The sequence below is a fragment of the Micromonospora sp. NPDC005305 genome (assembly GCF_040607315.1).
Taxonomy (GTDB): domain Bacteria; phylum Actinomycetota; class Actinomycetes; order Mycobacteriales; family Micromonosporaceae; genus Micromonospora.
Window position 1 is genome coordinate 83220 of sequence record NZ_JBEXGL010000020.1, and the last position, 15293, is coordinate 98512.

Genomic DNA, 15293 nt, shown 5'->3' on the forward strand with positions numbered 1-15293 from the left:
GCCCTCCCCGATGCACCGCGTGAGCTAAGGAAACCCCGATGCAGAACGACATTCCCACCACCGACGACGGCATCGAACCGATCGCGATCGTCGGGCTCGCCGCCCGCCTACCCGGCGCGGGCGATGTCGACGAGTTCTGGCGCAACCTGGTCGACGGCGTCGAGTCGGTGACCGAGCTGACCCGCGAGGAGCAGATCGCCCGCGGCGCCACCCCCGAGGAGGTCGACGATCCCGGCTGGGTGAACCGCGCCCCGCTGGTCGACGGCTACGACGAGTTCGACGCCGGCCTGTTCGGGATGACCGCCCGCGAGGCCGAGATCACCGACCCGCAGCACCGCCTCTTCCTGGAGACCTGCTTCACCGCGCTGCAGGACGGCGGCTACGACCCGGCCCGCTACGACGGCGCGGTCGGCGTCTACGCCGGCACCGGCGGCAACACCTACCTGCACCGCAACGTGCTGCGCAACAAGCGCGTCGGCGGCAGCCCGCACGGCGCGGTCTCCCTCGCCACCGGCAACTCGCCGAACTACGTGGCCACCAACGTCTCCTACCGGCTCGACCTGCGCGGGCCCAGCCTCACCGTGCACACCGCCTGTTCGACCTCGCTGGTCGCGTTCCACCTGGCCTGTGAGGCGCTGCGCAACGGCGAGTGCGACATGGCCCTGGCCGGCGGGGTCAACATCGAGCTGCCGCACATCGGCTACCTCGGCATGGACGGCTTCACCTCCCCGGACGGCCGCTGCCGCCCGTTCGACGCGGCAGCCAACGGCACGGTCTGGGGCAGCGGCGTGGGGGTCACCCTGCTCAAGCGCCTCTCCGACGCGATCGCCGACGGCGACACCATCCGCGCCGTGGTGCTGGGCAACGCCATCAACAACGACGGGGCCGGCAAGGTCGGCTTCACCGCCCCCAGCATCGACGGCCAGATGGAGGCCGTCGCCCAGGCGGTCGGCCTGGCCGGCATCGACCCGCGCACCATCAGCTACGTCGAGGCGCACGGCACCGGCACGGCGCTCGGCGACCCGATCGAGATCGCCGCCCTCTCGGCGGTGTACACCAAGGACACCGACGACCGGGGCTGGTGCGGCATCGGCTCGGTGAAGTCCAACATCGGCCACCTCAGCCAGCCGTCCGGCATCGTCAGCGTGATCAAGACGGTGCTGGCCATGGAGCACGGCCTCATCCCGCCGACCGTCAACTACGAGAACCCGAACCCGGGCATCGACTTCGCCGACACCCCGTTCTACGTGGCGAACACGCTGACCAAGTGGGACACCGACGGCGGGCCGCGGCGCGCCGGGGTCAGCTCGTTCGGCATCGGCGGCACCAACGCGCACGTGGTGCTGGAGGAGGCGCCGGCCGCGTACCGGACCGAGCGGCGGGTCCGCCCCGCGCACCTGCTCCAGGTTTCGGCGAAGACCCCGACCGCGCTGGACACCGCGGTCAAGAAGCTCGCCGACCACCTGGAGAACGGCACGGCGGGGGGTCCCGAGCTGCTCGCCGACGTCGCGCACACCCTGCGGGTCGGCCGCCAGCCGTACGCGCACCGCGTGGCCGTGGTCGCCACCGACCTGCCGTCCGCGGCGGCCGCCCTGCGGGACAAGCGCAAGGCGCATCGCGGCGCCCTCGACGGTCCCGCCCCGCGGGTGGCCCTCCTGTTCAGCGGCCAGGGCTCCCAGTACGCCGGCATGGGCGTCGAGCTGTACGCCGAGGACCCGGCGTTCGCGGCCACCGTGGACGAGTGCGCCGAGCTGCTCCGCCCCGAGCTGGGCCTGGACATCCGGGACCTGATCCTCGGCCGCGACCCGGAGGCGGGGGACAAGCTCACCGAGACCCGCTACACCCAGCCCGCCCTGTTCACCGTCGAGTACGCCCTCGCCACCGCGTGGCGGCGAGCCGGGGTCGCCCCGGCCGCGATGCTCGGCCACTCCATCGGCGAGTACGTCGCCGCCACCGTGGCCGGCGTGCTCACCCTCCCCGACGCCCTGCGGGTGGTCGCGGCCCGGGGCCGGCTCATGCACTCGCTGCCGGCCGGCTCGATGCTCGCCGTGACGCTGGACGAGTCGGCGGTCGCCGACCGGCTGCCCGAGGGACTGTCGGTGGCCACCGTCAACGGCCCGGGCACGTGCGTGGTGGCCGGCGAGACCGCGCTGGTCGAGGAGTTCGCCGCGAGCCTGGGCGGCAGGAACAAGTCCAAGGTGCTGCGCACCTCGCACGCCTTCCACTCGCCGATGATGGACCCGATCCTCGACGAGTTCACCGCGCTCATGGCGAGCGTGCCGTTGCGCCCGCCGGCCGTGCCGTTCCTGTCCAACGTGACCGGCACCTGGATCACCGAGGCGCAGGCGACGGACCCCGCGTACTGGGCCGCGCACCTGCGCCGGCCCGTCCGCTTCGGCGACTGCGTCGCCACGCTGCTGGCCGAGGGCACCTGGGCGCTGGTCGAGTGCGGTCCGGGCCGGCAGCTCGCCAACCTGGCCCGGATGCAGGTCGCCAAGGCGTCCGAGGCACAGCGGAAGCTGACCCCGCTGGGCAGCCTGCCCGGGCCGGCTGAGCCGACCGGTGACCTGGCCACCCTGCTCGGCACCGCAGGCGCGCTCTGGTGCGCCGGGGTGCCGGTGAGCCTGGCCGTCGACCCCGACGCGCGGCGGGTGCCGCTGCCCACCTACCCGTTCGAGCGGCGCCGCTACTGGGTCGACCCGGACCCGGTGGAGCAGGCCGCCGCGCCGGTCGAGACCGGGCCCCGGCCGCTGCCGGAGTGGTTCGCGGTGCCGGTGTGGCGGCAGGCCGCCCCGGCGCGGACCGTCGTCCCGCTGGGCCGGTGCCTCGTGCTGGCCGACGGCCCGCGCGGGGAGGCGCTCGTCGCCGCGCTGCGCGCCGCCGGCGACGACCCCGTCGAGGTACGCGCCGGCGACGCCTTCGCCGCCACCGCCACCGGCTTCCGGCTGCGCCCCGGCGTCCGCGAGGACCACGAGGCGCTGGTCGCCGCGCTCGGCGCCGACCTGCCCCGCCGGATCGTGCACGCGTACGCCCTGGATGGCGAGCCGGCCGGGACCGACATCGCCGCCGCCTGGGCCGCCCAGGACCGGGGCTTCTTCAGCGCCCTGCACCTGGTGCAGGCCCTCGCCGGCGCCGGGCTGACCGCCGACGAGGAGGGCATCCGCCTCGACCTGGTCACCGCCGGCATCGGCGACGTGCGCGGCGACGACCTGGTCCGGCCCGAGCACGCCACCCTCGCGGGCCTGGCCCGGGTGCTCCCGGTCGAGCTGCCCGGGCTCACCGTCCGGCTGGTCGACGCGGACACCGCCGCGCGAGGGGTCGCCGCGCTCGCCGCGGAGCTGCGCGGCCCGGTCGACCCGGAGCACCCGGAGGTGGCGCTGCGCCGCGACCGGCGCTGGGTGGCCGGCTACGAGCAGGTCACCGTGGACGCCGAGGACGCGCCGGGCGTGCTGCGCGAGGCCGGCCGCTACCTGATCACCGGCGGTCTCGGCGGCATCGGCGTGACCCTGGCCGAGGACTTCGCCCGCCGGGCCCACGCCAAGCTGGTGCTGCTGGCCCGCTCCGGCCTGCCCGAGCGGGACCGGTGGGACGACCACCTGGCGGTGCACGGCGGGGCCGACCGGGCCGGCCGGGCCATCGCGGCGATCCGCCGGATGGAGGCGGCCGGGGCCGAGGTGCTGGTGCTCGCGGCCGACGTCACCGACCCGGACGACCTGGCCCGCGTACGCGACGCTGCGGTCTCCCGGTTCGGCGGCCTGGACGGCATCGTGCACGCCGCCGGCCTGCCCGGCGGCGGCATGGCCGAGGTCAAGGACCGGGCGGAGGCGGAGCGGGTGCTCGCCCCGAAGCTCGCCGGCACCCTCGCCCTGGCCCGGGTCTTCGGCGACCTGCCGCTGGACTTCGTGGCGCTCTGCTCCTCGATCACCGCGGTGATCGGCGGCTTCGGCCAGGTCGACTACTGCGCGGCGAACGCCTTCCTGGACGCGTGGGCGCGCGCCGGCGCCGGCTTCCGCGCCCCCGTGGTCTCGCAGAACTGGGGTGGCTGGGCCGAGGTCGGCATGGCCGTGGAGACGAACGCCCCGGCCGCCTTCCGGGCCGCCGGGCGGGACACCGTCACCGCCCCGGTGGACCACCCGGTGCTCACCACCAGGGTGACCGGACCGGACGGCACCGTCCTGCACGGCCTGGTCTCCGCCGGCACCCACTGGCTGCTGGACGAGCACCGGATCGGCGGGGTGCCCGTGGTGCCGGGCACCGCCCACCTGGAGTCGGTGCGGGCCGCGGTGACCGCCGCGATGCCCGCCCCGGCGCCGGACGCCGCCGTCGAACTGCGGGACGTGGTCTTCCTGGAGCCGTTCTCGGTGCCGGACGGCACCGTCGCCCAGTACCGGGTGGAGCTGACCCCGGCCGAGGACGCGTTCGACTTCACCGTGGCCAGCCTGGCGGCCGGCCAGCTCCGCACCCACGTGCGCGGCGCGGCCGGCTGGACCACCGAGCCCGCCCCGCCGGCCGAGACGCCCGCCGTCGCCGGCCGCCGGGTCGACGACGACGCCTCGTTCGGCCGGGGCCGCACCAGCATGCTCACCTTCGGCCCCCGCTGGGCCGCGCTGGCCGAGCACCACCTGGCCGAGGGGCAGGAGCTGGCCCGGGTCGAGGCGCCCGCCGCGGCGCTGGGCGACCTGCCCTCCTGGGGCCTGCACCCGGCGCTGCTGGACGTGGCGACGGCGTTCGGCCGCGGCCAGGGCTCCGGCACCTACCTGCCGCTGTCGTACGGCCGGATCGTGGTGCGTGGGACGCTGCCGGCGACCTTCCACAGTCACCTGCGGCACCGGCCCAGCGCCACCGAGGAGGTGGTGGCCGCCGACCTGTCGCTGCGCGACACCGAGGGCCGGGAACTGGTCGCGATCAGCGACTTCGTGCTGCGCAAGGTGGACCAGGGCGCGGTGACCGGTGGCCTCGCCGACGCCCCGGCCGCCGCCGAGGTCGCGCCGGCGCCGGTCACCGAGGACATCCGGCCGGTCGACGGGGCCGAGGCGTTCCGCCGCAGCCTCACGGCCGGCCTGGGCGCGCAGGTGGTCATCACCACCCGCACCGTCGCCGACATCCGGCGGCGCTCGGCCCGGGTGACCACGGACAGCCTGGAGGCGGAGACCGACGCCCCGGCCACCGCGGCGAGCGGCACGGGCGGCGGCTCCGCCGCCCCGTCCACCGAGTTGGAGAAGACCATCGCCCAGGTGTGGCGGGACGGCCTCGGCGTGACCGACGTCGGCGTGGACGACGACTTCTTCGCCCTCGGCGGCAACTCGCTGGTCGCGGTGCAGTTGATCGCCGCGATGCGCAAGGCGACCGGCGTCCGGCTGCCCATGCGCAGCCTCTTCGAGACCCCCACGGTCGCCGGGCTGGCCGCCCGGATCGAGGAGCTGCGGGCCAACCAGCCCGCCGACGAACCGGCCGCGCCGGCGGCGATCCCGGCCATCCCGCGGCTGCCCCGCGCCTGACCCCGAGAACAAGGAGACACCGCATCATGAGCGACACGATCGCCACGCTGCCGGTGGTCGTCGAGAACGACGGCCGGGCCCTGACCGACCTGATCGCGGCCCGCCGCGCCGAGCTGCGGGCCACCCTCGTCGAGCACGGCGGGCTGCTGTTCCGCGGCTTCGACGTCGGCGGGGTGGACGGCTTCGACGGGGTGGTCCGCGCCCTGTCCGGCGAGCCGCTGACCTACACCGAGCGTTCCTCGCCCCGGCACTCCATCAAGGGCCGGGTGTACACCTCGACCGACTACCCGCCGGACGAGGAGATCTTCCTGCACAACGAGAACTCGTACCAGGCACGCTGGCCGCTCACCCTGTTCTTCTACTGCATCACCGCGCCGGAGACGCGGGGCGCCACCCCGCTCGCCGACGTCCGCCGGGTCCACGACCTGATCGACCCCGAGGTCCGTGAGGAGTTCGTCCGGCGGCGCTGGATGCTGGTGCGCAACTTCCACGGCGACTTCGGCACCCGCTGGCAGGAGGTGTTCAACACCGAGAACCGGTCCGAGGTCGAGGCGTACGCGGCGGCCAACGGGATCACCGTGGAGTGGGTCGGCAAGGACGGCCTGCGCACCCGGGCGGTGCGGGACGTGGTGCACCACCGGCCCGGCTCGGACACCCCGCGCTGGTTCAACCACGCCACCTTCTTCCACGTGAGCACCCTCCCGAAGGACTACCAGGAGGGGCTGCTGGCCATGTTCGGCGCCGACGGGCTGCCGTCGAACACCTACTACGGCGACGGCGGCGAGATCCCCGCCGACGTCATGGACCACCTGCGCGCCGCCTACCGGGCGGCCACGGTCCGCTTCGACTACCAGCGCGACGACGTGCTGGTGGTGGACAACATGACCGCCGCACACGGCCGGGAGCCGTTCACCGGCCCCCGCAAGATCGCCGTGGCGATGGCCGAGCCGCACACCCCCGACACCCCTGGAGCGAACTGAGATGGCCGAACCCCGATTCCTGGTCGTCCGCAACGACGAGGAGCAGTACTCGATCTGGTCGGCCGACCGGGACCTCCCCGCGGGCTGGCACGACGCCGGCTTCGCCGGCACCCGCGAGGAGTGCCTGGCCCACGTCGACACGGTCTGGACCGACATGCGTCCCCGCTCCGTCCGCGAGGCCCACTCATGACGCAGGAGTGGACGTTCCCGGCCTCCTTCGCGCAGGAGCGGGTGTGGATGGCCAACCAGCTCGACGCCGGCTCGCCGGTGTTCAACGTGTCCATCCCGTGGCGCTTCCCCGCCGACCTCGACGCCGCCGCCGCCGGCGACGTGGTCAACCGGGTGGTGGCCCGGCACGAGGCGCTCCGCACCCACCTGCGGGTCGACGACGGCACGCTGGTGCAGGTGGTCCGGGCGCACGAGCCGGTCCCGCTGCCCACCACCGACCTGAGCCACCTGCCGGAGTCCGAGCGGCTGGCCGCGTGCGAGGCGATCCGGGGCGAGCTGGCCCGCACCCCGATCCCGCTGGACACCCCGCCGCTGTGGCGGGCCCGGCTGGTCCGTCTCGACGACGCCTGGGCGCTGGTCTTCGTGGCCCACCACGCCGTCTTCGACAGCCACTCGGCGGTGCTGTTCCACGCCGAACTCGCCGCGTTCGCCGCGGCCGCGCGGACCGGCGCCGAGCCCGCCGTGCCCGAGCTGCCCATCCAGTACGCCGACTTCGCGGTCTGGCAGCGCGACCAGCTCGCCGGGGCGGAACTGGACCGCCAGCTCGCCTTCTGGACCGGCCACCTGGCCGGCGCACCGCCGGTGACCAACCTGCCGCTGGACCGGCCCCGCCCGGCCCAGCTCGGCTTCGCCGGCGACGAGGTGCGCTTCGACCTGCCCGAGGGGCTGCTCGACCGGGTCGGCAAGCTGGCGGCCGGCTCGGCGGCCACGCCGTACATGGTGCTGCTGGCCGGTTTCGCGGCGCTGCTGTCGCGGATCTCCGGCGACACCGACGTGGTGGTCGGCGTCTCCACGGCGGGCCGCGACACCCCCGAGCTGGCCCCGCTCATCGGCATGTTCGTCAACCCGGTGGCGCTGCGCTGCGACGTCTCCGGCGACCCGTCCTTCGCCGCGCTGCTCGGCCGGGTCCGGGACGGCCTGGTCGACGGCATGGAGCACGGGCAGACCCCGTTCCAGAAGATCGTCGAGGCGGTCGACCCGCAGCGCGACCCGTCGGTGCAGCCGATCTTCCAGACCGCGCTGAACTTCATCCCGGACTCCGGCCTCGACCCGGTGGAGCTGGGCACCACGAAGGACGACCTGGCCTTCGACGTCACCGCCGGGGAGTGCCGCCTGGTCTACCGGACGGCGCTGTTCGACCGGGCCACCGCCGAGACGGTGGTCCGGCGGTACGTCGGGCTGCTCACCGCCGCCGTGGCCGACCCGGAGCGCACCGTCGCCGCGCTGCCGCTGCTCACCGACGCGGAGCGCGACCTGGTGCTGGGCGCCTGGAACGACACGGCGCGCGAGGTGCCGCCGGCCACCGTGGTCGACGAGGTGCAACGGCAGGCCGCAACCAACCCCGGTGCCACCGCGCTGGTCTGCGACGGCGTGCCGCTGACGTACGCCGAGCTGAACACCGCCGCGAACCGGCTGGCCCGGTTGCTGGTGGACCGTGGCGCCGGCCCGGAGACCCGGGTCGCGCTCGCCCTGCCCCGCTCCTGCGAGCTGGTCGTGGCGATGCTCGCCGTGCTCAAGTCCGGCGCCGCGTACGTGCCGGTGGACACCGGCTACCCGGCCGGGCGGATCGCCTACCTGCTGGAGGACGCCGCGCCGGCCCTCGTGGTGGCCACCCCGGACACCGCCGCCCTGGTGCCCGGTGCGGCGCTGGTGCTCGACGGCGAGCTCGGCGCGGACCAGCCCGACGGCGACCTGACCGACGCCGACCGGTCGGCCCCGCTGCGTCCCGAGCACCCGGCCTACGTGCTCTACACCTCCGGCTCGACCGGGCGGCCCAAGGGGGTGGTGGTGGAGCACCGGGCGGTGACCGCCTACCTGGCCTGGGCGCGGGACACCTACCCGGGGCTCGCCGGCACCGCGCTGCTGCACTCGCCGGTCTCCTTCGACCTCACCGTCACCGGCCTGCTCGGCACGCTCACCGCCGGTGGCACGGTCCGGTTCGCCGCGATCGACGAGCCGGCCGCCCGGGCCGGCGGCCGGCCGGCCTTCCTCAAGGTCACCCCGAGCCACCTGCCGCTGCTCGACGGCGAGCTGTCGCCCACCACCGACCTGGTGATCGGCGGCGAGGCGCTCACCGGCGAGCAGCTCGCCGGCTGGCGGGCCGCGCACCCCGACGTGGCGGTCGTCAACGAGTACGGCCCCACCGAGGCCACCGTGGGCTGTGTGGCCGCCCGGATCGCCCCGGGCGAGCCGGTCCCGCCGGGTCCGGTGCCCATCGGCGCGCCCACCTGGAACACCCGGGCGCTGCTGCTCGACGCCGCCCTCCAGCCGGTGCCGCCGGGCGTGGTCGGCGAGCTGTACGTCACCGGCGCGCAGCTCGCCCGCGGCTACCACCGCCGCCCCGGCCTCACCGCCGAGCGCTTCCTGCCCTGCCCCGACGGCCCGCCCGGCGCCCGGATGTACGCCACCGGCGACCTGGCCCGCCGGCGGCCCGACGGCACCCTGGACTACCTGGGCCGCCGGGACGACCAGGTCAAGGTGCGCGGCATGCGGATCGAGCTGGGCGAGGTCGAGGCCGCCCTGCTGGCCCACCCGGACGTCCGGGCGGCCGCCGCGGCGGTGCGCACCGACGGCGGCGAGCCGGCCCTGGTCGGCTACCTGGTCGGCCCCGCGCACGAGGACTCGGTCCGCGCCGAGCTGGCCCGGGAGCTGCCCGCGCACCTGGTGCCGGCGGCCCTCGTCCGGCTCGACGCGCTGCCGCTGACGCCGAACGGCAAGCTGGACCGGGCCGCGCTGCCCGCACCGGCCGCCGCCACCCCGGCCGACGACGCCTACGTGGCGCCGCGCACCGAGGCCGAGTCCCTGGTCGCCGAGGTGTACGCCGAGATCCTCCAGGTGGAGAAGGTCGGCGCCCTGGACGACTTCTTCACCCTCGGCGGCAACTCGCTGCGCGGCATGCGGGCCATGGCCCGGATCCGCGCCGAGGTGGACGTCGACCTGCCCATGCGGGCGCTGTTCAGCAGCCCCGTGGTGGCGGACCTGGCCGCCCAGATCGAGCAGCGGATCGCCGCGGAACTCGACGGGCTCTCCGACAGCGAGGTCGCCGCGCTGCTCGCGGCGGAAGAGGAAAGCAGCTGATGACGGACCTGAAGGATCCGGCCCGCGAGGCGGCCCGGCAGGCGCTGATCGCCAAGCGACTGCGCGCCCGCCAGGCCGCCCCCGCGGCCCGGATCACCGCCCGGCCCCCCGGCGCCGAGGTGCCGCTGTCGTACGCCCAGGAGCGGGTCTGGTTCATGGACCAGCTCGCCCCGGGCGAGGCGGCGTACCACATCGCGGTGCCGCTGCGGGTGCGCGGCCCGCTCGACGTCGAGGCGCTGCGCGCGGCCCTGGCCGCGCTCGCCGCCCGGCACGAGTCGCAGCGCACCCGCTTCCCGGCCGACGCCGACGGCCGCCCCACCGTGGTGGTGGAGGAGTCCGTCGAGGTGCCGCTGACCATCGTGGACGCCCCGGACGAGGCGGGCGCGCAGGCGCTGGTGGACGCTGCCGCCGCCGAACCGTTCGACCTGGCCACCGGGCCACTGCTGCGCGCCCTGCTGATCCGGCTGGCCGCCGACGACCACGTGCTCTTCCTCGGCCAGCACCACATCGTCGGCGACGGCTGGTCGGTGGACGTGCTGCTGCGCGACCTGATCACCCTCTACCGGGGCGGCGAGCCGCCCGCCCTGCCCGTCCAGTACGGCGACTTCGCCGTCTGGGAGGCGGGGGAGCTGGACGGCCCGCAGGCCCGGGCGCACGTCGACTACTGGAAGGAGCGTCTCGCCGGCATCACCCCCCTCGAACTGCCGCTGGACGCGCCCCGCCCGGCCACCCAGACCTACCGGGGCGACTTCGTCGAGTTCCAGCTCGACCCGGCGGCCACCGAGGCGCTCAACGCGCTGACCCGGGCCACCGGCGGCACGCTGTTCATGACGCTGCTGGCCGCCTACCAGGTGCTGCTGGCCCGGCACGCCGGCCAGGACGACTTCGCGGTCGGCGCCTCGGTGGCCGGCCGCTCGGCGCCGGAGCTGGAGAACGTCGTCGGCATGTTCATCAACATGCTGCCGCTCCGGGCCGAACTGGCCGGCGACCCCACCTTCACGGAGCTGCTGGCGCGCACCCGGCGCACCGTGCTCGACGGCTTCGAGCACGCCGAGGTGCCGTTCGCCAAGGTCGTCCACGAGCTGGGGCTGCCCCGCGACGTCAGCCGATCCCCGGTGTTCCAGGCCATGTTCGTGCTGCAGAACTACGAGATGGGCCGGTTCAGCGGGGTGTCCCGCACCGACGAGGTCACCTTCGAGTGGACCCCCATGGAGCTGCGGGCCACCCGGTTCGACTTCGAGCTGCACGCCGTGGAGACCGTCGACGGGCTCTGGGGCAAGCTGGTCTTCAACACCGACCTGTTCACCCGGGACACCGTCGAGCGGATGGCCCGGCGGTGGACCACCCTGCTGGCCGCGATCGTCGCCGCGCCGGACACCCCGGTCTCCCGGCTGGAGCTGCTTCCCGCCGACGAGCGGGCGCTGCTGGCCGGGTGGAACGACACGGCCGCGGACTTCCCCCGCGACGAGACCCTGCACGGCCCGATCGAGGAGCGCGCCGCCGCCACCCCGGACACGGTCGCCGTGACCATCGAGGGGCGCAGCCTCACCTACGCCGAGCTGAACGCGGCGGCCAACCGGATCGCGCACCGGCTGCGCGCCGCCGGCGTCGGCCCGGAGACCCTGGTGGGGGTCTGCGCGGAACGCTCCGTCGAGCTGGTCGCCGGCCTGCTCGGCGTGCTCAAGGCCGGCGGCGCCTACCTGCCGCTGGACCCGGAGTACCCGGCCGACCGGCTCGCCTTCATGGTCACCGACGCGGACGCGCCGGTGGTGCTGGTCCAGGAGCACCTGCGCGACGTGCTGCCGGCCACCGCCGCCACCGTGCTCGCCCTCGACGACGCCACGGTCTGGGCCGACCAGCCGGTCACCGACCCGGCGCCCGCCGCCGGCCCGGAGCACCTGGCGTACGTCATCTACACCTCCGGCTCGACCGGCCGGCCCAAGGGCGTGCCGAACACCCACCGGGGCATCGTCAACCGGCTCGACTGGATGCAGAAGACCTACGGTCTCGGCGCGGACGACGCGGTGCTCCAGAAGACCCCGGCCAGCTTCGACGTCTCGGTGTGGGAGTTCTTCTGGCCGCTGCGCGCCGGCGCCCGGCTGGTGCTCGCCAAGCCCGGCGGCCACAAGGACGCCGGCTACCTGCGGGACCTGCTGGTGGCCGAGCGGATCACCACGGCCCACTTCGTCCCGTCCATGCTGACGGTCTTCCTCGGCGAGGAGGGCATCGAGGCGGCCACCGCGCTGCGCCGGGTGATCTGTTCCGGCGAGGAGCTGCCGCTGGCCTCCGCGCTCGACTTCACGGCCCGGCTGCCCTGGTGCGGCCTGCACAACCTGTACGGCCCGACCGAGGCGGCCATCGACGTCACGGCCTGGCACTGCGACCCGGCCCGGCTGGCCGGGGCGGCGAGCGTGCCGATCGGCGCGCCCATCGCCAACCTGCGGCTGCACGTGCTCGACCCGGCCGGGGCGCAGTGCCCGGTCGGGGTCGCCGGGGAACTGCACATCGGCGGCGTCGGCCTGGCCCGCGGCTACCACCGCCGGCCGGCGCTGACCGCCGAGAAGTTCGTCCCCGACCCCTGGTCCGGCGAGCCGGGTGCCCGGCTCTACCGCACCGGGGACCTGGCCCGCTGGGTCGTCGGCCCGGACGGTGCCGGGGTCATCGAGTTCCTCGGCCGGATCGACCACCAGGTCAAGCTGCGCGGCCTGCGCATCGAGCTGGGCGAGATCGAGAGCGCGCTGCGCGAGCAGCCCGGGGTGACCGAGGCGGCGGTGATCGTCCGCGAGGACAGCCCCGGCGACAAGCGGCTCACCGCGTACCTGGTCGGGCCGGCCGAGCACGCGGCGCTGAAGGCGGCGCTCAAGGAGACCCTGCCGGAATACATGGTGCCGGCCGCGTTCGTCACCCTCGACGCGCTGCCGCTGACCCCGAACGGCAAGCTCGACCGCAGGGCGCTGCCCGCGCCGGTGGTGACCCGCGAGGCGTCGGTGGCGCTGGTCGAGCCCCGCGACGACACCGAGCGGGCGCTCGCCGCCATCTGGTCCGAGGTGCTCGGCGTCCACACCCTCGGCATCGACGACGACTTCTTCGACCTGGGCGGGCACTCCATGCTGGCCACCCAGGTGGTTGCGAAGATCCGCAAGGCGGAGCTGGGCGGTCGCGCGGTCGGCGTCATGGACCTGTTCCAGCAGCGGACCATCCGCGAGCTGGCCGCGTTCGTCTCCGGCGACGCCGCCGAGGCCGGCCCGCGCCGGCTGCTGTACGAGCTGACCAGGCCGATCCCCGCCGCCCAGCGGGTGCTCACCTACGTCTGCGTCCCGTACGGCGGTGGCAGCGCCATCGTCTACCAGCCGCTCGCCGACGCGCTGCCGCCCGGGCACGCGCTGTGGTCCCTGGCCATCCCCGGCCACGACGTGGGTCTCACCGAGGACGCCCTGCCCTTCGACGAGCTGACCACCCGGGTGGCCGACGAGATCCTGGAACGGGTCGAGGGGCCGCTGGCCCTCTACGGCCACTGTGGCGTGGGCAGCGCCATCGTCGCCGAGGTGGCCCGCAAGGTCGAGGCGGCCGGCCGGGACCTCGACGCCGTCTACATCGGCGCGATGTTCCCGTTCGCCCGCCCCAAGGGCTTCTTCGCGGCCGCCCGCAACCGGCTGGAACAGTTGCGCAGCAACAAGCACTACGCGAGCTGGCTCAAGTCGATGGGCGTGGACACCGACGAGCTGGACCCGGAGCAGGCCGACCGGATCATCAGCAACATGCGGGCCGACTCCCGCGCCTCCGAGGAGTACTTCACCCGGCTGCTCGACCAGCGGGCCACGAAGCTGCGCGCCCCGATCATCTCGGTGGTCGGCTCCGAGGACCCGGTCACCGACTACCACCGCGAGCGGTACGCCGAGTGGCAGTTCCTCAGCGACACCCTCGGGCTGGTCGTCCTCGACCAGGCCGGGCACTTCTTCCTGAAGTACCGGGCCGAGGAGCTGGCCGAGATCGTCACCCGGGTGCACCCGGCCGTGGTCGCCGGGGACGTCACGGACCTGGGCCCGCAGGCCCGGGGCGAGGACGCCGGCTGGGCGGTCCTCGACCGGCTCCGGGTCGGCGCCGAGGAGCTGCCGGCGGCCACGACGGTCAAGCCGAGCATGGCCCGCTTCCTGTCGATCACGATCGGGCAGCTCGTGTCGAGCACCGGCTCGGCGCTGACCGCGTTCGCCCTGCCGATCTGGCTGTTCAACCGGACCGGGTCGGTGGCCGACCTGGGCCTGCTCTGGGCGCTCGCGCTGATCTGCGGCGTGCTCATGCTCCCGGTGGCCGGCGCCATCGTCGACCGGGTCAGCCGGCGCCGGATCATGATGCTGGCCAGCTCCGTCGCCGGGTCGATCCAGCTGGTCCTGGCCACCCTGCTGTGGACCGACAACCTGGTGCTCTGGCACATCTACCTGCTGGTCGCGCTCAGCTCGGTGGCCGGGTCGTTCCAGCGGATCGCGTTCCAGTCGGCGGTGCCGCAGCTCGTGCCGAAGCGCTACCTCGGCCACGCCATGGGCATCACCCAGCTCTCCACCGGCACAGCCACCCTGCTCATGCCGGTCTTCGCGGCCGGTCTGCTCGCCGCGATCGAGCTGAAGGGCATCCTGCTCATCGACGTGGCCAGCTACGTGGTCGCCGTACTCGCCCTGGCCCTGGTGCGCTTCCCCGACCTGCTCGGCTGGCGGCCCCGGGAGCGGCTGCTGGTGGCCATCGCCAACGGGATGCGCTACTCCTGGCAGCACCGCGGCTTCCGGCTGATGCTCGGCTACTTCGCGCTGGGCAACATCTTCCTCGCACCCGCATTGGTGCTCGCCACCCCGCTGGTGCTCTCCTTCGGCGGCCCGACCCAGGTGGCCCAGGTGGCCCTCGCCGAGGCGGTCGGCGCGGTGGCCGGCGGCGTGCTCATGTCGCTCTGGGGCGGGCCGCGCCGCCGCCGGATGATCGGCGTGCTGATCGGCAACCTGGGCACGGCGATCGGCTGCGTGCTGATCGGGCTGGACGCGTCGCTCGCGATGATCTGCGTGGGCATGTGCTGGCTGGCCATGGCCATGACCACCGCGCAGTCCATCTACGCGACAATCGTCCAGGTCAAGGTGCCGCAGCGCTTCCACGGCCGGGTGTTCAGCCTGAACCAGACCATCGCCTGGTCCACCCTGCCCATCGGGTTCGCGCTGCTCGCGCCGGGCGCCACCGCCCTGTTCGAGCCGATGCTCGCCCCGGGCGGGGCGCTGGCCGGGTCGGTGGGCGCGGTGATCGGCACCGGCCCGGGCCGCGGCATCGGTCTCGCGTACGTCTGTTTCGGGGTGGTCCTGATCCTGATCACCCTGGGTGGCTTCGCGATCCGCCTGCTGCGCCGCTTCGACCTGGAGGTCGAGGACTCGCTCCCCGACGACCTGATCGGCGCGCAGGAGCGGGAGCGGCGGCTCGCCGCCCGGGCCGCCGAGCGGGAGACGGTCGCCGTCTAGGCCGGTGGGGGCCTCCGGCG

General features: G+C 74.8%; 5 protein-coding genes. All 5 read left to right on the forward strand.

The window, feature by feature from the left end; genetic code table 11:
* Positions 1-38 precede the first annotated feature (38 nt).
* Genes ABZS80_RS26460 through ABZS80_RS26480 form a run of 5 tightly spaced genes read left to right on the forward strand, consistent with a single transcriptional unit; the run spans position 39 to position 15273 of the window.
* Complete coding sequence (locus tag ABZS80_RS26460) at positions 39-5498, forward strand: SDR family NAD(P)-dependent oxidoreductase (RefSeq protein WP_355059952.1); 5460 nt, start codon at positions 39-41, stop codon at positions 5496-5498.
* Between the two features lie 26 nt (positions 5499-5524).
* Positions 5525-6478, forward strand: coding sequence for a TauD/TfdA family dioxygenase (locus ABZS80_RS26465; RefSeq protein WP_355059954.1), 954 nt, complete (start codon positions 5525-5527; stop codon positions 6476-6478).
* A 1-nt stretch (position 6479) separates the two neighbouring features.
* On the forward strand, positions 6480-6668 hold the full coding sequence (locus ABZS80_RS26470; RefSeq protein ID WP_091266326.1) for an MbtH family NRPS accessory protein: 189 nt from the start codon (positions 6480-6482) through the stop codon (positions 6666-6668).
* Complete coding sequence (locus ABZS80_RS26475; RefSeq protein WP_355059956.1) at positions 6665-9784, forward strand: amino acid adenylation domain-containing protein; 3120 nt, start codon at positions 6665-6667, stop codon at positions 9782-9784. The genes ABZS80_RS26470 and ABZS80_RS26475 overlap by 4 nt, the downstream gene beginning before the upstream one ends.
* Positions 9784-15273 (forward strand): amino acid adenylation domain-containing protein, encoded by a 5490-nt coding sequence (locus ABZS80_RS26480; protein ID WP_355059958.1) that lies wholly within the window; start codon positions 9784-9786, stop codon positions 15271-15273. The genes ABZS80_RS26475 and ABZS80_RS26480 overlap by 1 nt, the downstream gene beginning before the upstream one ends.
* Positions 15274-15293 lie beyond the last annotated feature (20 nt).

Bases quoted from the DNA above. Each gene is read 5' to 3' on its own strand.
- ABZS80_RS26480 (WP_355059958.1), top strand. From the start codon at position 9,784: ATGACGGACCTGAAGGATCCGGCCCGCGAGGCGGCCCGGCAGGCGCTG.
- ABZS80_RS26460 (WP_355059952.1), top strand. From the start codon at position 39: ATGCAGAACGACATTCCCACCACCGACGACGGCATCGAACCGATCGCG.
- ABZS80_RS26465 (WP_355059954.1), top strand. From the start codon at position 5,525: ATGAGCGACACGATCGCCACGCTGCCGGTGGTCGTCGAGAACGACGGC.
- ABZS80_RS26475 (WP_355059956.1), top strand. From the start codon at position 6,665: ATGACGCAGGAGTGGACGTTCCCGGCCTCCTTCGCGCAGGAGCGGGTG.
- ABZS80_RS26470 (WP_091266326.1), top strand. From the start codon at position 6,480: ATGGCCGAACCCCGATTCCTGGTCGTCCGCAACGACGAGGAGCAGTAC.